This is a genomic window from Marinitoga aeolica, assembly GCF_029910535.1.
Lineage (GTDB): Bacteria > Thermotogota > Thermotogae > Petrotogales > Petrotogaceae > Marinitoga > Marinitoga aeolica.
The window spans coordinates 984,160-1,010,808 of the sequence record NZ_CP069362.1; the positions used below are offsets into that span (position 1 = coordinate 984,160).

Consider the following 26,649-nt stretch of genomic DNA (forward strand, 5'->3'; position numbering starts at 1 on the left):
CTCTCAAATATCTCTATTTTTCTTGTTTTTAGCTTTATTCCATGCATAAAAAGCTAATGCACCTACTGTTATAATAAACGGCATTGATTGTGTAACTTCATATGGAATATTTAAGAATTGCAGTGAGAATGATAAGGCTTCTGAAAATCCAAACAATAATGACCCTAACGCAACTCCGTATGCTGATGTTCCACCTAACGCTTGTGCTGCTAATGCAATAAAACCTCTACCTGAAGTCATGTCTCTTGCAAACCATGAAACATAACCCATTGATAAAAATATACCGCCCAAACTTGCAAGCATACCACTCATAATTAAAGCTATATATTGTGTTTTAAATACAGAAATACCAACAGAACGAGCTGCGTCTGGTGATTCACCAACAGATCTAATTCTTAATCCAAGAGGAGTTCTATATAACATATATTGAACTAAAAATACCAATATTATGGCTACATAAGTTAAAATATGGTGACCACTTAATATATTTCCTAATATTGGTATATCTTTTAATATAGGTATATCAACATTAGGTAAAACCAAAGATTTTAATGATGCCGAGGATCCTTTATCTCCAGTTAATAAATATAGAGCATATATTGTTCCACCACTTGCAAATATATTTAATGCTATTGCCGCCATAATTATATCTGTTTTTAATTTTAATGAAAAATAAGCTAATATTGACGACATAATTATTCCTGTTAATAATGCTCCTAATACTGATAGCCATAAACTTTGGGTAAATCCGCTTATAATTACACCTACAAAAGCTGAAAATAGCATAGTTCCTTCGAGTGCTATGTTTGGAGTTCCAGCTAATTCTGCAATTAATGCCCCCAATGCTGCTAAAAGTATTGGTGTTGTAACCCTAATTCCCGATGCTATAAAATCCCATGATAAAATAGAACTTAATACACTATTCATTTATATCACCACCAGCTATTGCTTCTTCGGTACTTCTTGCTTCTTTTTCTATAGCTTTTTGTCTCATTTGTGATAAAAAGGCTTCTGCTGTTACTAATAATATAATAGTTGCCTGTAAAATTGAAACCATTTCTGGTGGTATGTTGGTATATCTACCCATCGTCTTTGCTCCAACCCTAATATATGAAAGAAATAATGCTGCTATTGGCACATAAATTGGATTATTTCTTGCAAGTGTAGCAATGATAATACCATCCCAACCATAACCTGGAGAATATAACCAAACAAATCTTCCATAATATCCTAAAAGCTCTATAATTCCGGCAGTTCCAGCAATAGCTCCACTTAATAAATGCACTTGGAAAAATGTTTTTTGTGTGTTAATTCCTGAATGATACGCAAAATGTTTATTATTACCGATTAATCTTACTTTATAACCCCATGTGGTTTTTTTCATGACAAACCACAAAGCAAAACTCATTCCTAATGCAATTAAAATACCACTATGCCATCTATACCTTGTATTTAACAAAAATAAAGTAGCTGAATCAGAAAATTTCAAAGATACTAATTGCCCTGCATTAGGGTCTCTTAAAAATGTTTTTATTATAAATAATCCCATATATAATGCAACATAATTAAGCATTAAAGATGTAACAACTTCTGATGCATTCCATTTTGATTTTAAATAACCCGGTATTGCAGACCAGCCTGCTCCAACTAATGATGCTATTAATATTACAACAATTGGAGTTATTATCGGTATTGATGGAAAATAAATTGCTGCACCCGTTGCTATTGCTGCACCTAAAAACAATTGACCTTCTGCACCAATATTAAAATGTTTAGCAGTAAATATCAAAGATACTGCAAGACCGGTAATCATAATAGGAACACTTTCGTTTATCCATTGAATAAAACCTCTTAAATTAAATACCCAATGTCCTCTTCTATGTTTTAAAATAGGAGATATTAAAAATGTTCTAAAAGCATCATTTGCATCTTTTATTGCAGATTTTAATTTATCAAAAAATGCCATATCTCCTTTTGGAAATACTGTTATTAAAATTAATACATATCCTAATAATAACGCAATACCTATGGCAATAGCTGTTCTATATACTTCATATCTCTTTGTTGACTTCATACTAAATCACCCATTTCTTCTTTAGACATTTTTTTAATTCCAAGCATATACTCACCTAAAATTTCTTCATTAATTTTCTTAACATCTTCAAAATGAGCAACAAATTCCCCATGATATATTACTAATATTCTATCTGATACTTCTAATAATTCTGTTAAATCTGAAGACACTAATAACACAGCTACATTGTTATCTCTTTCTTTAACTAATCTTCTCCTAATAAAATCAGCTGCTGCTATATCAATACCCCTTGTTGGTTGATCTGCAATAATAATCTTTGAATTAGATGTAAATTCTCTTGCAACAACAACCTTTTGAATATTTCCTCCAGACAGCATTTTTACAGCTGTTTTAGGACCATCTGTTCTAATATCAAATTCTTTTATCATTTTTTTTGCAAATTCGGTAATCTTATTGTATTTTAATACGCCTTTTTTAGAAAATGGTTCACTTTCAAATCTATCACTAATTAAGTTTTCTTCTATTGTATCTTCTTTTGATACTCCATAAAGCATCCTATCAGCAGGAATAAAACTCATTCCCGTTTTTCTAAATTCATGAGGATTATCTGCATTCATCATGTCTTTACCAAAAATAAAAATTTCGCCTTTTTCTGGTTTATCCATACCTGTTATAATATCAACTAATTCTGTTTGGCCATTTCCTTCAACACCAGCTATTCCCAGTATTTCTCCTTCTCTTAGTTTTAAATTTAAACCTTTAAGCATTTTTACTCCATCAAATCTTGTGTATTCCAAATTTTTTGCTTCTAATACAACTTTTCCTGGTTTTGCTGGTTCTTTTTCTATTTCTATATCAACATCTCTTCCAACCATCATTCTGGACATATCTTTTTCTGTAATATCTTTAACTTCTGCCTCTCCTATAGTTTTTCCACGTCTTAAAACAGTAATTCTATCAGCAATTTCTTTAACCTCATTTAATTTATGAGTTATAAATATTACTGTTTTTCCTGCTTTAGTTAAACTCTTTAAAGCTTTAAATAATTCTACTGTTTCTTGTGGTGTTAATACAGCAGTTGGTTCATCTAAAATAATTAAATCTGCACCTCTAACAAGTGTTTTTATAATCTCTACTCTTTGTTTCATACCTACACTAATATCCTTAACTTTTTCATTTAGAGGAACAGGTAATCCATATTTATTCATTTCTTTTTCTACAAATTCAACAGACTTTTTTAAGTCTATTGATAATCCTTTTCTTGGTTCCATACCAAGAACAACATTTTCAACAACAGTTAAGGATGGAACCAACATAAAATGTTGATGAACCATACCTATACCTAATTCTATAGCTTTATATGGTGAATTAATATGCACTAATTCACCATTATAATAAATTTCTCCTTCTGTTGGTTTTTCAAAACCAAATAAAATTTTCATCAGAGTACTCTTTCCAGCACCATTTTCTCCTAACAATGCATGAATTTCACCTTTTTTTACCTTCAAATTTACTCCTTTATTTGCAGTAACTCCATTAGGATATACTTTCCATATATTTCTCATCTCAAGAACAAATTCGCTCATTCTTCTCACCTTTCTTAATAGAAAATTTTAATTTCAGATATAATCAAATGAAAATTTCAGAAAAATATGAATATTGTTTGGCTTTCATATAAGAAAATTTATAAAAATAATGTGATGAGCCATTGGAAATTCCCGAAAAAATGTGAATGAAGCCTGGCAATTTTGCATGGATGCAAAATTGAGCGAAACCGAACATGGATGTGAGTTTGAGCGACAGGCGATAATAAGCATTTTTGAGGAATATGAATTTTCACCTGGCGAAGAACATTGTTTTATAATTTTCTTTAACTTTAATAAAACAGGGGCTTTAAATAGCCCCCATCTTCTCAAATATTATATGACTTATTTATTATTATGGTCTTACAGAATTTCTAATTTTATTTAACTCTTCGTTACTCATTCCATATGCGGTTGGAACCTTAATTTCTCCTCTAATTATACCTAATTCTATATCCTTTAATTTTACCAATACCCATGGATCAGATTTCATAATTTCTCTAAAGTATTTATTATCTGCTAAACCTATACCTTTTTCCTTCAACCCTAATGCTTCTGCTTTACCTACAGGCATTTTACCTTCTAAATATAGTTTAACTGCTCTATATAATGAATAATCAACATTTTTCATCATTGAAGATAATGTGTGATTAACAATATCCATATCTTTTTCTTCATACAATAATTGCATGTCTGAGTCAACACCAATTGCCCATCTATCCATTTCTTTTGCTGCTGCTAAAACACCATTCCCTGTTTCACCAGCTACTGCAAATACAACATCTGCACCTTGCCTATACATGGATAATGTAAATTCTTTACCTTTTGCAGGATCATTCCATGCTCCAACATAAGAAATTAATACTTTTATTTCTGGATCAATATATTTTGCACCTTCTATATAACCTACTAAGAAATCGTTTATAACTGGAATATCCATACCACCTAAAAACCCTATAACTTTCTTATCAGGAACAGAATATTTGAATTTCTTTGATTCAGATACTAATGCTGCCATTGCACCAGCTAAAAATGATCCTTCATTTTGTTTATATGTAATTGAATATACATTTTGAAGATTTCCTTTTGAATAGTCAACTGCATCATCAAAAATCACATATTTTTGATCTGGATATAATGGAGCAATTCTCTCTAATAATTCAACCATTTGCCATGTCCCAACTATTATAATATCATACTCACCACTATCAGAGATATCTTCTAATGTTGGTTCCCATTCAGCAGGATTATATCCCATTTCAATAACTTTTGTTTCTACACCTAATTTTTCTTCTGCCCATTTCATACCTCTAGCTGCAGAATCAAAAAATGATTTATCACCCAACGTTCCATTAATTAACAATGCTACTTTTACTTTACCAAATAATGTTAATGACAATACAGCAATTAATAACACTACCAAAATCTTTTTCATACAAACCCCTCCTTTTTCTGATACTTTAATTTTACTACAATTTTATATTTTTTCCAATTTGCCTAATCGACAAATAAATCCACATATTCCTGTTTATTAACATTAACAAGTCCATTATTTGTTATTTTCAAATGTGGTATAACTGCTAACTGAACAAATGAAAGCGTCATAAATGTTGCATCTATTCCACCTAATTTTTTCATTTCACCTTCTAAATGTTCCAATTCTTCAACAACCTCTTCTAATTCTTTATCAGCCATTAATCCAGCTATCGGTAATGGGAGTTTTGCTAATATTTTTCCATTCTCAACCACAACCATTCCACCATTCATATTTTCTATTTCTTTTGCCGCTGTATACATATCTTCATCATTTGTCCCAATTATACCTATGTTATGTGCATCGTGTCCAACGCTTGTTCCAACTGCTCCACTTTTTATACCAAATCCTTTAATAAAACCTAAAGAAAAATTGGTTCCTGTATGCCTTTCAAAAATAGCGATTTTTAAAATATCTCTTTCTACATCAGGAACAACATATCCATTTTCTACTTTTGGATCTAATATTAATTCATCTGTCAATAATGAACCTTCATAAATCTTTATAACCCTTATTTTTTTACCTCTATCTTTTATTTTTAAATCATCCACTGTAACTTTTGGTAAAATTACCTTACCAAACTTCTTTGGCATATCATTATATACGCCCTTCATTTCATCAACAAACTTACCATCTTTAACAACCAATTTTGAATCTTTAAATACCATTTTAATATTTATTTTTTCTAAATCATCAACAACAATCATATCTGCTTTATAACCAGGAGCTACTGCACCCATACTCCTTAAATTGTAATATCTTGCTGTATTAATAGTAGCCATTCTAATAGCAATAATAGGGTCTATCCCTTTCTCAATACTTCTTCTTACTAAATAATCTATATCGCCATCTTTTAAGATGTCTAAGGGCTCCCTATCGTCCGTACAGAAAGAAAAACTATGGTGATTCATAACATTAACGGCTTCAATTAATGCTTCTAAATTTTTAGCTGCAGTTCCTTCTCTTATAAACACCTGCATTCCTTTTCCTATCTTTTCTAACGCTTCTTCTTTTGTAGTGCATTCATGGTCAGATCTAATAAATGCATCTATATATGCATTTAATTCCTTTCCAGTAACTCCAGGAGCATGTCCATCTATTTTTTTATACATATGTCTTAAAATTTCTATTTTAGTTAATAACTCTGAATCTCTATTAATAACTCCCGGAAAATTCATTACTTCCCCTAATGCAATGATTCTATTAGGGTATGAATCTACAAAACCAACCATATCCTCAGGCCCAAGTCTTGCTCCAGATGTTTCCATATTTGTTGCAGGAACAGCTGAAGGTATTGCTATATAAACATTTAAAGGTATTCCTTCTGTAGATTTAATCATATATTCCAACCCATCTAATCCTAAAACATTGGATATTTCATGTGGATCTGCTATTACTGTTGTTGTTCCTCTTAATAACACAGCTTTAGCAAATTGTCTTGGTGATAACATAGAACTTTCTATATGTAAATGAGCATTAATAAATCCAGGTAATACATACATACCTTTCAAATCTATTACTTCTTTTCCCTCTGTATAATCACCAATACCTGCAATTCTTTTTCTAAATAATGCTATATTTGTTTCTTCTATTTCGCCAGTAAAAACATTTACGAGCTTTGCATTTTTTAATAGCACATCAGGTTTTTCTTTTCCTAAAGCTACTGGAATAATATCTTTTATTTTCATCTTTCCCCTCCTATCAATATCTATCTTTTAAAACTCCATTCATCAAAGGTCTTCTAATCATTATGAAAATAATTCCAAGAAAAATTATATTCAATATTGATGATGCTGAAAATAAATCCCATCTTGGATAAGATGTTCCTGGTTCTCCAATAAGCGTATATAATTTTACTGAAAGCGGATATAAAGAATCTTTGTTTAATAGCATCAAAGAAGGAATAAATCCATTCCATCCTTTCATAAATCCTATTAACATGGATACAAGTAAAGCGGGTATAGATAATGGAAATAAAATATAAAAATACGATTTTAATTTTGTGGTATCCAATAACGCTGTTTCTTCTATCTCTTTAGGTATTTTATCCAGATATCCTTTTATTAAAAATGTTGCCATTGGTAATGTGTGTGTTGCATATACAAGCGAAAGACCAAATAAAGAATTCAATAAATGTAATTTTCTAAATACCATAAATAAAGCAATTATAGAATGAACTCCTCCTAAAAAGTCAATAAATATCAATAATGGTAATACCCAACCTAAATTATTTTTAGATATAAACAGAGCAAGTGGATAGGATATTATAGGAACAATAATCGCCGTTAAAAAAGCTATAATTATTGTATTTTTTAAATTATGTTCAATATGAATCTCTGAAAATATTCTATTATAATTTTCAAAAGTTAATTTTTCTGGAAACAATGTTATTGCTATATTATTTGTTCCAGATAATGATATATTTACTATATTATACACTGGAAGCATAATAATTGTTATTAAGAGAACTAATAAAAGGTATTTAAACACCATTTTTATCGTTTTCAAATTCATTTTAACTTTTGTTTGAGGAATTACAGGCGTTTTTTCTTTAAAGATCAGCCACATTAAAGATATTATAGGAATAAAATCAAATCCTCCCCAAAACCCTTTAATACTTATATTTAAAATCATCATTGAAAAATCTAAAATAACGACTAAACCAAATAAATTTCTTTTTTTCAAAAGAATAAAATATAATCCTATTGTCAATAGTAAAATAATTCCCGGATTAAAGATATAAGATAAAATTTTTATGGCAATAACAAAGGTTAAAAACTTTTTCAATGATAATGTTCTTCTGGTTAGGAAGATAAATGCAATCAACATAACAAATATAGCTGAAATTACACTATATGCGGAAATAATACCAAAATCATATTGTGTATTTGAAATAAAATAATTAAAAACTCCCATTGTTGTTGTTATTCCTACAATGCTATGTGAAGTAAAACCAGCAAAAATTGGAGGACCACCTGCAGTTAAAAGGAAAGGAACTGTAAAATCCTTAAAATGATTCGCAAATGTAATTAAAAACCACGTTATTATCGTAGGTTTTATATATGGTATAGTTATATTTATTAACGTATTCAAAGAATTTGCACCATCTATTTTCGCCGCAAGATGTAGCTCTCGTGGTACTTCTTGATATGCTGATATTAACACCATGACAACTATTGGCAATTCAAGCCAAATACTAACAAAAATACCCCACCCCAAACCAGCAAAAATATCTGTAAATATATTCGTATTTAAATGAAAAAGATTTTTTATAATAGACTCTGTTCCATAACCGTAAATTAAAGACCTCCAGATTAAAACTCCCATATATGATGGAATTATCCACGGCAACATTATTATAAAAAACAATATTTTTTTATTTTTCGCTTTAGTTTCTAATATATAAGCTATTATTATTCCTAAAATTATTACGATAGATGATATTATTGATGCCCAGATAAAACTTATTTTAACAGCAATACCCATTCCAGAATCATTCAAAACTTTTATATAATTTTGAATTCCCACAAAAGATCCATTTTCTCCAAAAGGAGAATTATAAAATGATGTTTTTAACATTGATACCATCGGAATTATTAATATAAATACAATCAACACCAAAGCTGGCAATACAAGTAAAAATTTTTTATTTGCCATCCATAAACTCCTGTGCTTTTTCTACAATTTCTCCATCATACCCTTCTTTTTGATTCAAAATTAATGTCATCATAGTTCTTACACCTTGCCAATACTTTGATTTAAAATAGGCTGATGTTGGCATTATTTTACCTATTCTTGCTGATTCATAAGCAACTTTGAAATATTCATCTTTTTCTTTTAATTTATCAAATGCTTCTTTATTTATAGGAAATTTATATAAATTCTCACAAAATTCTACTTGGGAATCTTTACTAAGAACAAAATCTATAAATCTTTTTACTTCCTTTGTTTTTCTTCCTTTAATTATACTAAATCCTTTATAATCAAGAATAGGCGTCATATAATTTCCCGCTTCTTCGATATATGGTAATGGCAAAATTTTAAATTCAATGCCAGATTTAATAAAATCGGGAATCATAAATGTACCAAAAAACATAGCTGCAATTTTTCCACTTTTAAATCCAGAAATTAATCCCTGTCTTTCCACTAAATGAGCACTATTGCCTGCAATATTCTTAAATATAAAATCTATCGCATTATACGTTTCATCATCATTTATTATTATTCTACCATTTTCCATTAATTCTTTTTTCCCAAAAGCCCATTGAAATGGTGGAAACCAATATGGCGAATTTGCACCCCAGGCTAATCCCATTATTTTTCCTTTACTTTTATCCTCTACTACATAACTGGCAAACAATAAATCTTCAAAGGTTAATCCCTCATATAGTGGAAAACCGTAATCGTAAAAAACTTTGTCATGGTAATATAAAACTTGTGTATCAAAATAAAATGGAACACCATAATAATGAGCCTCTTTAATAAAATTACCAGTTTCTTTATCAATTACCCGATTATCAACCTTAAAAGCTTCGAATGAATTACTTAAAACTTTATTTTCAATATCACTTTTTACATCATCGACATTTTCAATTAAATTGGCTTCTTTTAATTTTCCAATTTCATCATTTTTCACCAAAATAACATCTGGAATATCGCCATTTCCTCTAACTGTTGTAAAAAGCTTATCAGAAATCCTTTTTTGTTGTATAATATTAACGGTAATCCCTGTTTCTTTTTCAAATTCTTTAGCTATTTCTTTCATTTGTTTCAGCCCTTCATATTCAAACCACAGCGTAATGGAATTTGAAAAAATACTCGACATCATAGATAGTAAAAATAAAATTAAAACTATATATCTATTCATACATAACCTCCTTAATTGTGATATAATCTTAACATATATTATACATCAAATGGAGTGATTAAAAAAATGAAAATATTAGGCGTTATTTTAGCTGCTGGACTTTCTAAGAGATTTAAAGGAAATAAAATGCTTTTTAGTTATAATGGAAAACCTATTTTACAATGGACAATAGATTTATTAAATTCTTTTAATTTTGATAAATTAATAATTGTAAACGAGAAATGGGAAGAATATAAAGATAATTTTTATCTATATGATTTTAAAATAATAGAAAATAAAGAATATAAAAATGGAATATCTTCTTCTGTTAAAGTTGCTATAAAATATGCTTTATCTCATGGTTATGATAATGTGCTAATATTCCTTGGTGATATGCCTTTAATACCCAAAAAAATAATAGAAAAAATATTAAATATTCAAACGCAAAAACCTATTATTGCACCTTATTACAATGAAAAAAAGGGATTTCCTACGTATATAAAAAAAGAATTATTTGAAGAAATATTAAAATTAGAAGGTGATGCAGGCATAAAACAAATCATAAAAAAACATCCCAATATCGTTGAAAAAATAATAGTAGATTCACCAGAAGTAACTGTAGATTTCGATTATAAACCTTAAGGAGGGAAAACAATATGGATGAAAATATTAAAAACCAATTAATAGCTTTTCAAAAAAATGAAATAACAGAATATCATGTGTATAAAAAACTCGCAAAAAGGATAAAAGGGAAAAACGGTAAAGTTTTAGAAGAAATTTCCAAAGATGAATTTAAACACTATAATATTATGAAAAAATACACCGAAAAAGATGTTCAACCAAACAATTTTTTAGTATTCTGGTATGTATTGCTATCATATATATTCGGATTAACATTCGCATTAAACGCAATGGAAAAAGGAGAAGAAAAAGCTCAAGCAAACTATGAAGAAATTAAAAACTACGTTCCGGAATTTGAAGAAATTATAAAAGATGAAAATGAACATGAAAAGAAATTATTGGGATTAATTGATGAAGAAAAAATAAATTATATTAGTTCAATGGTTTTAGGTTTAAATGATGCATTAGTTGAATTAACAGGCACATTAGCTGGTTTAACTTTTGCATTCCAAAATTCAAGACTTGTTGCATTATCGGGATTAATCACAGGAATTGCCGCTTCATTTTCAATGGCAGCTTCTGAATATTTGTCCCAACGTGCAGAAAAAAATGCCACTAATCCATTAAAAGCTTCTATTTATACAGGAATTGCATATATCATAACTGTTGTACTACTTGTAGTACCATATTTTATATTTTCTAACCCTATGATTTCATTAATATTTACTATAATCAATGCAATTATTGTAATTATCTTTTTCTCATTCTTTGTCTCTGTGGTCCAAGAAAAAACTTTCAAACATTATTTCTTTGAAATGCTTACAATTAGTTTTGGAGTTATGATCATTTCCTTTGTCATTGGTCTTATAGCCAGACAATTTTTCCATATTGAAATATAAAAACGGGGGAAAATCCCCCGTTTATTTATATTATTAACCTATTAATTCTATTAAACCAATGCTTCCATCTTTTCTCTTATAAACCACATTAACCTCTTCAGAATCTGAATTTCTAAATACAAAGAATTCATGTCCCAAAAGTTCTAATTGCATAATTGCTTCTTCCAAAGAGTACATATTTAAATCATAACGTTTTCTCTTTGCTATCTTGTTTAAAACATCCTCCTCTTCAATAACATCAGTGTTAATTTCTTTTAGTGGATTTGGAGCATCATGGTCTTGAAGTTTTTCTTTAAATTTTTTCAATTTTCTTTCATAGGCATCAGAAACTTTATCTATAACCTCATAGAGGTCTGTTCCTCTTTCTTCTACCTTTAAAATAGTACCTTTTACCTTTAAATGTGATGTAGCTTCAACTTTAAATGTTTCTTTTTCTTTTGTAATTCTAATATCAGTGTTCATTAATAAATCATCATGTTTCTTAAAAACTCTATCAATTTTTTCCATCCTTTTTTCTAAATAATCTTCTAACGCCTTTGTTAGTTCAATGTTTTTTGTATATAACTTGTAATCCATAAGAACACCCCCTTTGGTTGATCCCTACTATAATAATAACACTTTTTACCAAAAAAGTCAAACTTTCTTAATACTAAGATAATAAAAGCTCCTTGCATAACGAAAGAATATCTAGGTCCAATTGACAATTTTCATTTCTATTTTATATTTTCTATACTATTTATGAAATAAATTAAATATATTTTTGGTAATAATTGTGATTTTTTAGACATAAAACTTAATATCTTAATTTTATACAAACATATATAAACATAAATAATAAATATTTAATTAATAATAATAAATAAATATTTTATTTAAACTTTTTAATTTACTTATTCTTAACGCTTTCTTATTTTTTTTTTTACTTATTAAAAGTATAATAATATTGTATTCATCCGGATGATACAAAAAATATGAGGGAGGGATTTTTCGTGAACGCATTGTATTTAACTTCAGGTGTTAACAATTCTTCATATTCTACTACAAATAACAAGATTTATGGGAATGGTAACAATCAAACAACTGTTGATGCAGGTCAAAGTTATTCAGAACAATTAAATAGCGCTATTGGCATTTATGGTGCTTCAACTATGTCTGGAACTGGTGGTGGAGCTGCTATTTCTGCAGAGTTGCTTAAATTATCGAAATAATGAAACATATTTTTAAATCAAGGTTTAAAAACACTTTTTCATTCATAACAATAGATAAAGAAATATTTGATATAAATAATATCGAGAATATTAAAAAGCCTTTTAGAACTAAATTTCTGGATAAGGAATTTTTGATTCCTTAGCCAGGTTTTGATTTATATTTTTTTGAAAACAAATTTTGGAACAAACCATCAAAAAAATATTCTTACAATAATAATTTTGAAATATATAATATAAAATATAATTTACAATTTTTAAATTCTTTATGGAATATAAAAAACAAACGAATCTATTATTTAAATAAAAATTTTTATTTAAAATTTATCTTTAAATTAAATGATTTATCCATATTTTATTCTATTTTTGTTTTAATTTTTTTGAAAGGTTCTAAAGATACTTTCCATTATTTTTTTGTAGAAAAAACTCCCGAAACATATTCTGTATTTAAAAATCTGGGATTATTTCCATCTTTTTTTACTTTAAATGTCCATAATATTAACAAAATAAATATAATATTATATCTCAACGGATTTGAAGTTTATAATGAAAATTTTACTTTATTCCCACTAATATATCATAAACATATAAAACAATATTTTCCAACTCATTATATTGCAAATTACTACTTTTAAGGTGATTGTAATGAAAGATCTTTTTGATTTTCTTATAATAATTATTTATATGTTTACTTTTATATTTTTTAAAAATTTATCTTTAATATTTGAACCATCTATATATAGATATATATTTTCCTCTATATATTTAACTTTTATATTTGTACTTTTTCTTTCTGCTTTTCTTTTTAAAAGAAGATACATAATGGAACAATTAAAAAAAAGCTTTAAAATTAAAAAATATTTTATTCCTTTTTATATTTTAATTCTAATAATTATTATATTTTTAAATATTAAATATTATCTCCAAAAAGAAGAATTGTTTTTTAATCTTTTAGTAGCTAGTTTTAGTGAAGAATATATATTTAAATGTTATTTTTATAATTCATTTAAAGAAAATAAATATAATAAATTACTAATATATATTTATTTCAATTGTGTTTACTTTAAGTCATTATTCAATAGAAACTTTTCAAACACCTTATTTATTAAAGCTTTTTACTTTTAGATTTTTTTATCAAATAGTCTCTCTTATTATATATGATATTTCAAAAGATATATATTTAATATCTGGAATACACTCAATAATTAACTTTTTTGTATTTAAGGAGGTCTTTTAATGAAGAAAAAAAATTTGATTTTGTTGACATTTATAATTATATTATTAATTCCTACTATATATGTGATAAAAAAATCTTCTGTTAAAAATTTCTATAAATTCAAAAACTTTGTTAATTCTTCCTATATGTTTAAAGATAAAAATGGAAATGTTTATGTTGGCTTTCGAAATAATAAATTATTTTCATTTTCTAAACATCTTAAAAAAAATTGGGAAAAAACTTTTAATTCTAATATTTTAAGTTTTTTTGCATTAGATGATGAACTTATCCTTACTACTAACGATTCTAATTTATATGTTTTAGATTTAAATGGAAATATTTTAAAAAAGAAAAATTTTAATTATGATGTTTTAATTTTAAAAGGAAAAATAAGTAATAATAAATTTCTTGTAATATATAAAGAAAACAGATTTTTCAGAGTAGGCGAATTAGATATCGATGAAGATAATATATCTATAACTGAAATTTCTCTATATATGGAAAGTATCGTTAATGGCTATGAACACTTAAAAATATATCCTATAAATAAAACTGATTTTTTTTACTTTAAAAAAGAAGATAAAAAAATTTCACAGATTTTTATTACTTATGATGAAGATAATATCCCATATATTAAAAAAATTGTTCCTATTAAAATCTTTTATATAAAAGATAAAAAATATGCAAAATATGGATTTCCAACTTATAAAAACAAAAAAATTTTTTTCAGTGTTGATGAATACTATTATATTCATAATATAGAAAACGGTTCAGAAAATATTATTGATTTGAAAAAATACTATACATTTAAAGATTATATTCCAAAGGTTAATTCTAATATCGTTACAACAGATGACAAATCATATTTTACATCAAATTTTGGGGATTTGTTTGAGATTGATAATAAAACCCTTAATACAGAAAAATATAAAATAAATGCATTTGGAGACCATAGTATAATAAAAACATTTAATGATAAACTATATATATTGTCTGGCAATAATTTCATAATTTTTGATACAATCTCAAAAGAATTTAAATTAAAAAAATTTGGAGAAAACTATAATAATTTTGTTGTAATAGATGAAAATAATGTCATATTATTAAATAATAATAAAATTTCAAAACTTCTTTTATTATAGATTTAGAAAATTTAATTTTTTAGTAAAATTAAATAATAAAAAAGGGACTCCAAAGAGTCCCTTTTTTATTAATGTCCTAATGCTCTTGGATCTAAAGCATCTCTTATAGCATCACCAAATAAGTTAAATGCAAGAACAGTAATAAATATAAACAAACCTGGTAATAATAACCATGGATAATTAGTTAAAGCAGTAATATTTTGAGCTTGTGACAACATTAATCCCCAACTAGCTGAAGGTTCTCTAATACCCAATCCAAGGAAACTCAACCCAGCTTCACCAAGAATATAACTTGGTATTGACAATGTCGCTGAAACTATAACATAAGTTGCAGTATTTGGTAATAAATGTTTCCATATAATCCTTCTTGAAGGATATCCTAATGCAACAGCTGCCTGAATAAATTCTGTTTCTTTTAAACCCAATGTCATACCTCTAATAACCCTTGTCATACCTGGCCAACCAATGAATGAAAGGATTACAATAATCAAAATATATTTTACAGATGGTGACATACCCGATGGTAAAATAGCACTCAAAGAAACAAGCAAATAGAAACTTGGTATTGACATCAATATTTCTGTAAACCTCATTAAAACCTCATCAATCCATCCGCCAAAATATCCAGCAGTTCCACCTAACATCAAGCCTATTGAAAATGTTATTGCAATACCCAATAACCCTATTGTTAAAGAAACTCTACTTCCAAATACCAGCCTGCTGATCATATCTCTACCAAATTTATCAGCACCCCATAAGTATATAATTCCATCCTTCGAGGAATAATCTTCTGCTAAAAATGGCAATTTGCTCTTTTCAACACCAAACAAATGTAAATTTCCAGGAATAAAACCTAGCCATTTATATTCCCAACCCTTTGTAAAGAATTTAATGTTAAACTTCTTTAAATTAACTCCTTCAACATTTTCCGGAAAATATTCATAAAAATCATCTTCTGTTTCAACTTCAATGGAATCAAGAGAAACATATTCTCTAAATTCTTTTACATCCTCTGGCTTCAAATTTAACTTCGACAAATTACCCTTCGTTTTATAATTTTCTTCAAAATAATATGTTTTTGAAATCCCTCTATCTTCAACACTTAAAAGAACATCTTTACCTTTTAACAAAGGTATTTGATCAACAGGTAAAAAACCTTCTTCATTTCTTTTTAATATCTTATTTTTTATCCCTAATTCTTCAAAAGTTACTAATGGTTCTGTTTTGGTTTCTGATAATATTTTATATTCTTTTCCATCATTTGTTACTGCAATTGTTTTATAATTCAATACAAATTGATAATTAGTTACGGTAGATTCAAAATCTGGATTATACTCTCCCAGTTTTAATACTGTTTCCTTTTCTGTATCAAAATTCAAATCATCGTATACTTTAAAGTTTTCAAAATATGTTGCAGGTTTAAATGTACTCTGAAAAGTCACTGGATCTTTTACTCTCTTATATAAATAAACATGTGGACCAATATTTTTTCCTGTTTCATCTTTCCAGAATACTTTCATTGGTGGTGCAAATTTATATTTTATATGTTGAACTTTGTAATCCATTGGTGATAAAAAATCTGCAAACAATGCAAATAAATATAATATTATCAAAACCCACATTGATATTAAACCAAATTTATGCCTTTTCAAAGCTCTCCATACAAGTTGAGGGGTAGATAAAAATTGTTTCTCGAAAACATCTTGATTTTCCTGTTTCTTAACTTCTTTATTCTCAGCCATCATTTTCCCTCCATTATCCTAATCTCAAACGAACTCTTGGATCAACAGCTGCAAGTAATATATCAGCAATTAAGTTACCAACAACCAATAATACAGAAGCTAACATAATATCAGCCATTATAACGAAAATATCCTGCTGCAACAATGCTTCTATAATTAATTGACCCATTCCTGGCCATCCAAATACATTTTCTGTTAAAACCGCTCCGCCCAAAAGTCCTGAAATTGAAAAACCTAAGGCTGTAATAATAGGATTAATTGCATTTCTCAATGCGTGTTTATAAATAACAACATTTTCTGGCATACCTTTAGCTCTTGCAAATTCAACATAATCCTGTTTCAATTCATCAAGCAATTGTCCTCTCATAACCCTCATTGTTCCTGCAAGACCAGAAGTTCCCAAAGTAATCATAGGTCCAAGAACATGCCATAATATATCTAAAAACTTTTTCCATGCAGGAAATGTATCATATCCTAATGAAATATAACCACCAACTGGAAAAATCTTTCCACCGGTTTTTGCCGCAAAAAACAAAAACAATAAGGCAAAAAAGAAATTTGGTATTGACAATCCTATAAATCCTATAACACCAACAATCTGATCTCCTAAACTATATTGATGCAATGCTGCATATATACCCAGCGGGATACCTATCCCCCAGGTAAAAATGAATGTAGTTATACTTAATAATAAAGTTGCTCCAACTCTTCTCCATATTAAATCCCAAACAGGAATTTGATATGTAAATGAATCTCCCCAGTCACCTTTCAATATATTTTTTAGCCATATAAAATATTGAACAACTGGTGATTTATCAAGCCCAAACCTTTTTTCTAAATTCTTAACCTGATCGGCACTTACTGCCGGATTAAGTCTATAAGAATCCAAAAAATCACCTGGTGCTAATGATATTATCATAAAAGATACTATTGACACACCAAGCAATACAGGTATGGCCAAAATAATTCTCCTAAGGATATACTTTAGCATCAAAAGACCTCCTCACATTAATTTGAAAGGGAGCGGAGAAAACTCTCCATTTCCCCCACTCCCAATTAAATAAGAATAATAAATATTATTGATCTTTCCAGATATTCCATCCTGCCCAAAGAACACCTGCTGCTGGGTTAGGATCTGGATTGTAAATATGTACTGATTTTTTATAAGCAATTAAATAATTTTGTGCTACTGTGTATACTAATACTTGATGTTCTGCTACTAACATCTGGAATTCGTCGAATAATTTGTGTAATTCATCTTTATCAACTGCTGATACCTGTAATCTCATGATTTCATCAATTCTCTTTTCATATTCAGGAACAACATAATCTGCTTTTAAAGCATCATCAAACATTTTTGGTTTTACTTCTGGTGAATAATTCCAGAAATGTAATCCACCATCTAATCTCCATACATTCCATCCTGATGCTGGATCTACAGAACCTGTTAAACCTATAATAACTGCTTCCCAATCTCCTGTTGCCACTAATTTACCAACTAATGCATTAAATTGCATTGGAGCAAAGTTAACATCAATACCTAATTTTGATAAGTTTTCTTTTAAGATATTACCAATTTCTTCCCTAACGTTGTTACCAGCATTTGTTGTTAATTCGAATTTTACAGGATTTCCATCAGCATCATATAATTTTCCACCTTTTAATACAAATCCGCCTTTTTTAAGTTCTCTCTTAGCTCTTGCTAATGAGTATCTGAATCCTAAATTTTCTACTTCTGGATTATAAAATCCTGATGATGGTGATACAGGACCATATAATGCTGCACCTAATCCGTTATATAATACATCGATCAATGTTTGTTTATCAATTGCATAAGCTATAGCTCTTCTGAAGTTATCATTTCTAAACCATTTTCTCTTAACAGGATCTTTTGCATTGAAGTTAAAGGTTACAAAGTTTGAACCTAAGTTTGGTCCACCTTGTCTTACTACCCAACCTTTTTCTTCTGCCATTGCTCTAATTTCTGGGAATTCTTCAGCTGTAGGTGAATAAATATCTGTTTCACCAGCTTCGAACTTTAATCTTTCTGTGTTTAAATCTTTAACAATAACATAAACTATTTGATCTAAGTAAGGTAATTGAACACCATTTTTATCTTTTCTGTAATAATATGGGTTCTTTTCTAATACAACTCTAACGCCTTCTTTATATGTTTTTAAAACAAATGGGCCAGAAGAAACTACTGATTTTAAATCTGCTAATGACCATGCTTCTTTAAATTTACCTTCTTTATAATATGGTTCTAAAATATGTTTTGGTAATATTTCTGTCCATCCAATTGATTCGTGACCTCTTCTGAATTTTGAATTATAAATAAATTGAACTGTGTAATCGTCAACTTTTTTAATTGTTGGTAATGCGTCATTTGAATCCATATAACCAGCATTTCCATTTGCTGTCATATCATTATCAAACCAGATTTTTTCGAATGACCATATAACATCGTCAACTGTCAATGGTTGTCCATCTGACCATTTTAAACCTTTTCTTAATACATAAGTATAAACTGTTTTTCCGTCTTCAGTAACTTTAGCTGAAAATTCCTTTGCTAAACCTGGTAATTCGGCTAAACCTTTATTAGATGAATGTACCAATGTGTCTAATACCCATCCAATAATGTCTGTAGATGATGTTTCTTGTGCCCATGCTGGATTCATTGTTTTTGGACCTGATGTTGTACTCAAAAACAATGTACCCCCTGGTTTTCCAGCAACGTCTTCAATTGCCCAATCTACTGTATCAGCAAATACAGCAAGGGCTGTAACTAAAACGAACAATAAAACTAAAAACTTCTTCATGCTACTCCCTCCCTTGATTTCAAGATTTTGGTTCATATTTATAACAACCTACAAAATGATTATTCCCCACTTCATAATATGGTGGATATTTTTTTGAACATGGTTCAAAGGCATATTTACACCTTGGTGAGAAGAAACATCCTTTTGGTCTATTAATTGGTGAAGGCACCTGTCCTTTAATAATAAATTGCTTTCTATCTCTTCTTTTCCTTGGATCAGGAACTGGTGCAGCATTCAATAGCGCTTCAGTGTATGGATGCTTAAAGTTATCAAATATTTCATCAGAATCACCATACTCAACCATTCTACCAAGATACATAATACCAACATAATTTGAAATAAACCTAACAACACCAAGATCATGAGATATAAATAAATATCCAGCATTTAATTCTGATTGTAAATCCTTTAATAATTTAATTATTTGTGCTTGAACAGAAACATCCAATGCAGAAGTCGGCTCATCAAGAATAATTAAATCTGGTTTTAATATTGCTGCTCTTGCTACAGCAATTCTCTGTCTTTGACCTCCAGAGAATTGATGAGGATATCTATCAACATGGTATTTCTTCAATCCAACATTCACAAGAATCTCTTTAACTATATCAAATGCTTCATTTTTATTCTTAGCAATTCCATGAAATAATAATGGTTCAGATAAAATTGATCCCACTGTCATTCTTGGATTTAATGACGATGTTGGATCCTGAAAAACGATTTGAACTTTCCTTCTAAAATGCATTCTTTTACCTTTTAAATCTGAAAGCATATAATCTATAAATTTACCTTCACCATTTTTTATCAAATATTCAAAATATGGCTTCTTATATTCTGGTAAATCTTTTAAAAATTCTGATTCCGATTTTTTCTTTATTTCTTTATGTAACATGTCTATATAATGTCTTTTTAAATAATCTTTAGCTTCACTTTTTTTCATGAAAAAATAACTCGTATCTTTATCATCAATAAATATCTCGCCATCTGTCTGATTATAAAGTCTTAATATTGTTTTTCCAATTGTAGTTTTACCACAACCAGATTCCCCAACAAGGCCATAAGTTTCTCCTTTATCAAGAGAAAAGGTTACTCCATCGACAGCTTTCACATATCCTACCGTTTTTTCCACTATAAATCCATGTTTTATAGGAAAATATTTCTTAAGATTATTAACTCTTAAAAGCATTATTTATCTCCCTCCATTCTTGTGTCCATAACCGGATTCCAACATCTTACGAAATGTCCTGGTTCGACTTCTTTAAGCTCCGCTAATTCTTTTCTACATCTATCTGTTGCCCTTGGACATCTTGGTAAAAATGGACACAAATTAGGAGGATCCAACATTATCGGTGGTTGACCAGGAATTGGCTCCAAATCATCTTTTTTAGCATCATGCCTTGGAATACAGTTAAGAAGCATATTTGTATATGGATGAGTTGGTTTTTCAAAAATAGTATTAACATCAGCCATTTCCATTTGCATTCCACCATACATAACCATAACCTTATCCGCAATTTCTGCTACAACGGATAAGTCATGCGTAATATATATCATAGCTGTATTGAATTCATTTTGCAAGTCTTTCATTAGTTCCAATATTTGAGCCTGAATAGTAACATCAAGAGCTGTTGTTGGCTCATCTGCAATTAATAATTCTGGATTACAAGATAGCCCTATAGCAATAACTATTCTTTGTCTTTGACCTCCAGAAAACTGAAAAGGATAATCATCTATTCTTTTATCGGCATTAGGAATTCCAACTTTTCTTAAAAGTTCAATAGCTCTTTTTCTTGCTTCTTCTTCAGAAACATTTTGATGATACATTATAGTTTCAATCATTTGATCCGCAACAGTATACATTGGATTTAATGATGTCATAGGATCCTGGAAAATCATAGCAATATGTCTTCCCCTAATCCTTGTAAATTGGTGTTGAGGTAATTTAGCTAAATCTATATATTCTTTTTTACCATCTTTACTAAATTCATCAGTATGAAATAATATTTTTCCTTCTGGAATATATCCAGGCTTTTTTATTAAACCCATAATTGTTTTCATAGTTACACTTTTACCTGAACCCGTTTCTCCAACAACACCAAGGGATTCATTTTTATTCAATGTAAAAGATACACCATTTACTGCCTTTACTGTTCCTTCAGCTATGTCGAAATACGTTTTCAAGTTTTCTACTATAAGAACTGGCTCAGACAACTCTATCACCTCATAATTTATAATTAAATTTATTGTAATTGATTATTTCTGCTAAATATATTATAATTGTTTTAAGAGAGTATGTCAAGTATTAAAATTTCTTTTTATTTCGCATTATTTAAAACTTTTTCATGGAGGTGTCTTAACTTAAATGAGATTAGACAAATTTTTAAAAACAAATAGAATAATTAAAAGAAGAACTGTTGCAAATGAATTAGCAAAATCCGGAAAAATATTGAAAAACAACAAACCGTTAAAACCATCATATGAAGTCAAGGTTGGAGATATTATTAACATCCTATTATACAATAAAAAAATTATTTTTAAAGTGTTAGATAACTATAAAATAGAAATATTACAGGAAATAATTGAGGATAAAAACACCTAATAATTCTTAAAACCATCCCATAACTTCTTCAATCTTTGTTTTATTTTACCTTCAAAACCTATATTTTTCGGCAAATAAAATTGTTTTTCTTTTAATTTATCAGGTAAATATGTATCTATAACAAATCCACCAGAATCATGCGGATATTTATAGTTTTTTCCATATCCTTTATTTTTCATCCATTTAGTAACGGGATTCCTTAATTTAAATGGAATTTCAAATTTTTCACCAATATACTTTTTTGCTGTCATATATGCATTTAATACTGAATTAGATTTTGGTGCTGATGAAAGATATAGAGTAGCTTCACCTAATGGATATAAACACTCTGGGTAGCCTATTTCCTTTGTTGCCTGAAACGCTGAAACAGCTATATTCATCGCCATCGGATCTGCAAGTCCTATATCTTCAGATGCTAAAATCATTAATCTTCTTGCAATATATAGTGGATCCTCACCATTTTCCAGCATATATGCCAGATAAAAAATTGCTGCATCAGGATCACTTCCTCTAATGCTTTTAATGAAAGCTGAAATTGTATCGTATTTGTCTTCTTTTGAATATCCAAAAGAAGAATGTATTTCTTTAAATGAATCTGAGGTTATTTCCTTTATTCCCATGTCTATTAAAGCTTCAATGGTATTAATAATTCTTCTTATATCATAATTAAAGAAATTCTTTAAACTGAATTTTAATTCTTCTTCGAATATTATGTCTGGATAAATTTTATTAATTCTTTTTAATAATATTCCTATATTTTCTTCATTTAGAGGGATAATTTCAAAAGTCAATATCCTTGATAATAAAGCTGGATTAATAGAAAACGATGGGTTCTCTGTAGTCGAACCCACCAATATTAAATCTCCTTTTTCTACATGAAGTAGTAAAACATCTTGTTCTGCTTTATTTAATCTATGTATTTCATCCACAAACAAAACTGTCTGTTTTTTAAACAACGGTATTTCTGAACTGGCTATAATGTTTTTTAAAGTTTTTGCACCCTCTAATGCTCCAGAAATCTTATGTATCTCGTATTTTTTATCATCAAGCTCATTTAAAAAAGCTGAAATAACCGTTGTTTTTCCAGAACCTGGGGGTCCATATATAACAAAAGATTTTATTTTATCTTTTTCAATCCAACTTTTTAATATTTTTTTTAATCTTGAATTTCCTAATACTTCATTTAAACTTTTTGGTCTTAATTTTTCATATAATGGTATATTATTCAATTTGTTTTCTCACCTCATTCTATAATAAAAGCACCTATTCCGAACATATCCGGTCCAGAATGTACCAGTAGAGTACTGGAAACCTTACCAACTACTACTTCAACAGAATGTTCTAAACTTGAAACCTTCTCAAAAAAATTCTTTTGAAGTTTTTCAAATTCTTTTGATGTCCCGCTTATATAAACAGCAGCCATATGTTTCTGATCATCAACAAACTTTAAAAACTCTTCATATACCTTTGAAAAAGATTTTTTAAAACCTCTTGTTTTTGAAATTGTATAATAAATTCCTTCATCATTAATTGATATTATCGGCTTTATATTTAACAATTCACCTATTTTTGCTGAAACCTTACCTATTCTTCCACCTTTTGCAAGATATTTTAAAGATGGTATTACAAAAAATACTTTTGATTTATTTTTATTTTTATTACACCATTCAACCACCTCATCAAAACTTTTTCCTTCCTCTATCATTTGAGCAGCTCTATAGGCAATAATCCCTGCTCCTATCGATATATTTAATGTATCTATATTTTCTATCTGAACCTCAGGATATTTTTCCTTTATACTATTGGTGGTCAATCGAAACAAATTATATGTTCCACTCATATTGCTTGAAATATTAAATGTTATAATCTTATTTACACCTTCATTAATACAACTTTCAATAGCATTAACTATTGAATCTGGATTTGGTAAAGAAGTTTTCACTTCACTATCATCAAGCCTCTTTAATAAAAACTCTTCACTAATACTACCCTCTTCATACTCTTTACCATTTATAACAATTCTTAAAGGTACTACCTTTATATTATATTTTTCTATTATATTCTTTGGAATATCTGTTCCAGAATCCACAATAATACCTATCTTTTCCACAATATCATCCTCCATTATTTAGTCTTAATACGCCTATACCAATTAAATCTGGTCCGGTATGAACAGATAAAGTACTGGAAACTTTCCCTTTAAAAACCTCTATTGAATTACTAAAAGATTTTAATTTTGAAATTAATATTTCCTGCATTTTCTTTACTTTTTCTCCATTTCCACTAATAACCACCCCAGCAACAAACTTATTATTACCAATATATTTTAAAATTTCATTATATAACGCTTCTACTGATCTATTAAATCCTCTGATTTTCGAAACTGTATAATAAATACCTTCATCATTAACAGAGATAATGGGTTTTATATTCATGATCTGCCCTAACATAGCAGAAACCTTACCAATTCTACCTCCACGAGCAAGATATTTCAAAGTTGGCACCACATAAAAAACCGTAGCATTTTTTATATCTTCCTGTATTAATTTAATAATCTCATTAAAATTTTTTCCATCTTCAATATATTGTACAGCTTTATATACAATCAGGGCAGAGCCAATTGAAATATTTAATGTATCTATATTTGCAATTTCAATTTCATTATTACCCTTCATAATCCCTTCTGAAATCATTTTAAAAAGATTATATGTTCCACTTAAATTCTTGGAAATATTTAAAGTAATAATTTTATTATATCCTTTTTCAATCATATTTTCAATTGCTAATTTCACATTTTCTGGTTTTGGTAAAGATGTTGTGATTTTCTCATCAAGATGTTCAAAAAGAAATTCTTCAGAAAAAGTTCCTTCATCATATTCTTTATTATTAATTATTGTTCTTAATGGAACAACCTCAATATTGTCATATTTTTTTATGATATCCTGTGGAACATCACAACCTGAATCAACAATAATACCTATTTTTTCCATTACTATCCCCCCAAAAATTGAGATTTTTTTGATATTTTAATTATAGCACAATTTTCATCCTTTTTGGTGTATAATATAATAAAAGAAAAAGGGAGGATTTTTAATGTATGTAAAATTATGGATGAGAAATAAATTTGAAACTTTACGAATAACAAATACTGTAGATGATGCAATAAAACTGTTTTTTGAAAAAGATATTGAAATCATTTTAATAATCAGAAAAAATGGAACTCTCCTTTCATCCATACGTCGGGAGGATATTGCAATATTAAGGGAATATAATAGCGATGATTATTTAATAGATGTATTTGAACCTATCGAAGATTTCTTATATGAAGATGATTTAGTTGAAGATGTTCTATTAACAATGTTAGAAACAAATTATAAAGTACTACCCGTTGTTGATTATGACATGAAACCTGTAGGATTATTTGGCTTTCATGAATTAATTCAGGCAATGGTGAGCATAACAGCACTTGATGAAGTTGGAACAAAGGTTATTCTTACTTTAAATGACAAACCAGGAGAATTAAGAAAAATTGTAGAAACAATAAGCAACAATAAATTAAACATACTTTCAATGACCACATGCAAAATAAATAAAGATAGAAGAATGTTATCTATTAAACTATCATTGAAGGATGTTAATACCGTTTCTACTATTCTTGATAAAAATAACATTGAATATGATGGAATATATGAAGAATCATAAGGAGGTTTGAATATGAATTTTAAAGTTATTCTGGATGGTGGTTTACTAACTATAACAGGTAGAGTTCACGGAACATTTTCTTCAGTTTTCTTATTGGAAAACGATGAAAGAAAGATATTAATCGATCCAAGTCATATTCATGTAATTCAGGACATTGAGGCAAATCTGGATATAGCCCCAGAAGATATTACAGATATTATACTAACTCATGTTCATCTCGACCATGCATATAATTCCATATTTTTTCCAAATGCTACAATAAGAATACATGAAAATTATAAAGGAAAAAATTATAGAAAATTCGGGCCTTTAATCGGCCAGGCATACCAACAAATGATTGATTCATGGAATGGACGAGTTGAAACATTTAAAGATGGTGAAAAATTATTTGATTCAATAAAAGTAATATATACTCCATATCATTCAAAAGAACATGTTTCATTATATATAGAAACAGAAAATATGGGAAATCTATTTTTACCAGGGGACATTTGCATGACAAAAATAGATTTTTATGATATTATGAGGAACCTGAGAACAGATAAAGTTGCTGAAATAGTTAAACATTGGACAGAAAAATCAGATTATGTAATTTTCACACATGATACTCCATATAAAATAAAATGAGAAGTGCCTTTGCACTTCTTTTTGTTTTATATGGTATAATTATCATGGATTAATTTTATAAAAGAGGAGGCTAATTAAAAAT

At 28.4% G+C, this 26,649-nt stretch carries 23 protein-coding genes; 7 read left to right on the forward strand and 16 right to left on the reverse strand.

Annotated features, from left to right (window positions below; all coding sequences use genetic code 11):
* Positions 1-3 precede the first annotated feature (3 nt).
* The 7 genes from JRV97_RS04555 to JRV97_RS04585 all read right to left on the reverse strand — a co-directional run bounded on the left by JRV97_RS04555 (position 4) and on the right by JRV97_RS04585 (position 10,019).
* Complete coding sequence (locus JRV97_RS04555; protein ID WP_281000621.1) at positions 4-927, reverse strand: ABC transporter permease; 924 nt, start codon at positions 925-927, stop codon at positions 4-6.
* Positions 920-2,074 carry an ABC transporter permease gene (locus tag JRV97_RS04560; RefSeq protein ID WP_281000623.1) on the reverse strand — a complete coding sequence of 385 codons (1,155 nt, stop codon included), beginning with the start codon at positions 2,072-2,074 and terminating at the stop codon, positions 920-922. Before JRV97_RS04560 ends, JRV97_RS04555 begins: the two co-directional genes overlap by 8 nt.
* The gene (locus tag JRV97_RS04565; RefSeq protein ID WP_281000625.1) at positions 2,071-3,621 is read right to left on the reverse strand and encodes an ABC transporter ATP-binding protein; all 1,551 of its coding nucleotides are present in this window, start codon (positions 3,619-3,621) and stop codon (positions 2,071-2,073) included. The genes JRV97_RS04560 and JRV97_RS04565 overlap by 4 nt, the downstream gene beginning before the upstream one ends.
* Before the next feature lie 352 nt (positions 3,622-3,973).
* Positions 3,974-5,053 (reverse strand): BMP family ABC transporter substrate-binding protein, encoded by a 1,080-nt coding sequence (locus JRV97_RS04570; protein WP_281000627.1) that lies wholly within the window; start codon positions 5,051-5,053, stop codon positions 3,974-3,976.
* Between the two features lie 62 nt (positions 5,054-5,115).
* Positions 5,116-6,840, reverse strand: coding sequence for an adenine deaminase (gene ade, locus JRV97_RS04575; protein WP_281000629.1), 1,725 nt, complete (start codon positions 6,838-6,840; stop codon positions 5,116-5,118).
* Positions 6,841-6,853: 13 nt separating this feature from the next.
* Complete coding sequence (locus tag JRV97_RS04580) at positions 6,854-8,809, reverse strand: ABC transporter permease subunit (protein WP_281000631.1); 1,956 nt, start codon at positions 8,807-8,809, stop codon at positions 6,854-6,856.
* Positions 8,799-10,019, reverse strand: a complete 1,221-nt coding sequence (locus JRV97_RS04585) for a sugar ABC transporter substrate-binding protein (RefSeq protein ID WP_281000633.1) — start codon at positions 10,017-10,019, stop codon at positions 8,799-8,801. Before JRV97_RS04585 ends, JRV97_RS04580 begins: the two co-directional genes overlap by 11 nt.
* A 66-nt stretch (positions 10,020-10,085) precedes the next feature.
* Between JRV97_RS04585 and JRV97_RS04590 the strand changes: the two genes are divergently transcribed.
* Both JRV97_RS04590 and JRV97_RS04595 read left to right on the forward strand, forming a co-directional pair.
* Positions 10,086-10,640: a nucleotidyltransferase family protein gene (locus JRV97_RS04590; protein ID WP_281000635.1), complete on the forward strand. Its 555-nt coding sequence runs from the start codon at positions 10,086-10,088 to the stop codon at positions 10,638-10,640.
* A 14-nt stretch (positions 10,641-10,654) separates the two neighbouring features.
* Positions 10,655-11,518: a VIT1/CCC1 transporter family protein gene (locus tag JRV97_RS04595; RefSeq protein ID WP_281000636.1), complete on the forward strand. Its 864-nt coding sequence runs from the start codon at positions 10,655-10,657 to the stop codon at positions 11,516-11,518.
* A gap of 33 nt (positions 11,519-11,551) precedes the next feature.
* On the opposite strand, the gene hpf is transcribed toward JRV97_RS04595, so the two are convergent.
* A complete protein-coding gene (hpf, locus tag JRV97_RS04600) occupies positions 11,552-12,094 on the reverse strand; it encodes a ribosome hibernation-promoting factor, HPF/YfiA family (RefSeq protein ID WP_281000638.1) in 543 nt (180 codons plus the stop codon).
* 413 nt (positions 12,095-12,507) lie between these two features.
* On the opposite strand from hpf, the gene JRV97_RS04605 reads away from it, so the two are divergent.
* Positions 12,508-12,726, forward strand: a complete 219-nt coding sequence (locus JRV97_RS04605) for a hypothetical protein (protein ID WP_281000640.1) — start codon at positions 12,508-12,510, stop codon at positions 12,724-12,726.
* Between the two features lie 1,233 nt (positions 12,727-13,959).
* The gene (locus tag JRV97_RS04610) at positions 13,960-15,081 is read left to right on the forward strand and encodes an RNA polymerase beta'' subunit family protein (protein ID WP_281000642.1); all 1,122 of its coding nucleotides are present in this window, start codon (positions 13,960-13,962) and stop codon (positions 15,079-15,081) included.
* Between the two features lie 68 nt (positions 15,082-15,149).
* On the opposite strand, the gene JRV97_RS04615 is transcribed toward JRV97_RS04610, so the two are convergent.
* From JRV97_RS04615 to JRV97_RS04635, 5 genes are all read right to left on the reverse strand, one after another.
* A complete protein-coding gene (locus JRV97_RS04615) occupies positions 15,150-16,823 on the reverse strand; it encodes an ABC transporter permease (RefSeq protein WP_281000644.1) in 1,674 nt (557 codons plus the stop codon).
* Between the two features lie 13 nt (positions 16,824-16,836).
* Positions 16,837-17,814, reverse strand: coding sequence for an ABC transporter permease (locus tag JRV97_RS04620; protein WP_281000646.1), 978 nt, complete (start codon positions 17,812-17,814; stop codon positions 16,837-16,839).
* Between the two features lie 85 nt (positions 17,815-17,899).
* Positions 17,900-19,642 carry an ABC transporter substrate-binding protein gene (locus tag JRV97_RS04625; RefSeq protein WP_281000648.1) on the reverse strand — a complete coding sequence of 581 codons (1,743 nt, stop codon included), beginning with the start codon at positions 19,640-19,642 and terminating at the stop codon, positions 17,900-17,902.
* A gap of 19 nt (positions 19,643-19,661) precedes the next feature.
* Positions 19,662-20,825: an ABC transporter ATP-binding protein gene (locus JRV97_RS04630; protein WP_281000649.1), complete on the reverse strand. Its 1,164-nt coding sequence runs from the start codon at positions 20,823-20,825 to the stop codon at positions 19,662-19,664.
* Positions 20,825-21,850, reverse strand: coding sequence for an ABC transporter ATP-binding protein (locus JRV97_RS04635; RefSeq protein ID WP_281000651.1), 1,026 nt, complete (start codon positions 21,848-21,850; stop codon positions 20,825-20,827). Before JRV97_RS04635 ends, JRV97_RS04630 begins: the two co-directional genes overlap by 1 nt.
* 151 nt (positions 21,851-22,001) lie before the next feature.
* Here JRV97_RS04635 and JRV97_RS04640 point away from each other — a divergent pair, with 151 nt between their 5' ends.
* Complete coding sequence (locus JRV97_RS04640) at positions 22,002-22,238, forward strand: S4 domain-containing protein (protein WP_281000653.1); 237 nt, start codon at positions 22,002-22,004, stop codon at positions 22,236-22,238.
* Here the strand turns inward: JRV97_RS04640 and JRV97_RS04645 are convergent.
* The 3 genes from JRV97_RS04645 to JRV97_RS04655 are packed head-to-tail and all read right to left on the reverse strand — an operon-like array spanning position 22,235 to position 25,228.
* On the reverse strand, positions 22,235-23,467 hold the full coding sequence (locus JRV97_RS04645; protein ID WP_281000655.1) for a replication-associated recombination protein A: 1,233 nt from the start codon (positions 23,465-23,467) through the stop codon (positions 22,235-22,237). The genes JRV97_RS04640 and JRV97_RS04645 overlap by 4 nt on opposite strands.
* A 14-nt stretch (positions 23,468-23,481) precedes the next feature.
* Positions 23,482-24,348 (reverse strand): DegV family protein, encoded by an 867-nt coding sequence (locus tag JRV97_RS04650; protein WP_281000657.1) that lies wholly within the window; start codon positions 24,346-24,348, stop codon positions 23,482-23,484.
* 4 nt (positions 24,349-24,352) lie between these two features.
* A complete protein-coding gene (locus JRV97_RS04655; RefSeq protein ID WP_281000658.1) occupies positions 24,353-25,228 on the reverse strand; it encodes a DegV family protein in 876 nt (291 codons plus the stop codon).
* Between the two features lie 103 nt (positions 25,229-25,331).
* Between JRV97_RS04655 and JRV97_RS04660 the strand changes: the two genes are divergently transcribed.
* Together JRV97_RS04660 and JRV97_RS04665 are read left to right on the forward strand one after the other, a co-directional pair.
* Positions 25,332-25,940 (forward strand): CBS domain-containing protein, encoded by a 609-nt coding sequence (locus JRV97_RS04660; protein ID WP_281000660.1) that lies wholly within the window; start codon positions 25,332-25,334, stop codon positions 25,938-25,940.
* A gap of 12 nt (positions 25,941-25,952) precedes the next feature.
* Positions 25,953-26,567, forward strand: coding sequence for an MBL fold metallo-hydrolase (locus tag JRV97_RS04665; protein WP_281000662.1), 615 nt, complete (start codon positions 25,953-25,955; stop codon positions 26,565-26,567).
* The last annotated feature ends 82 nt before the right edge of the window (positions 26,568-26,649 follow it).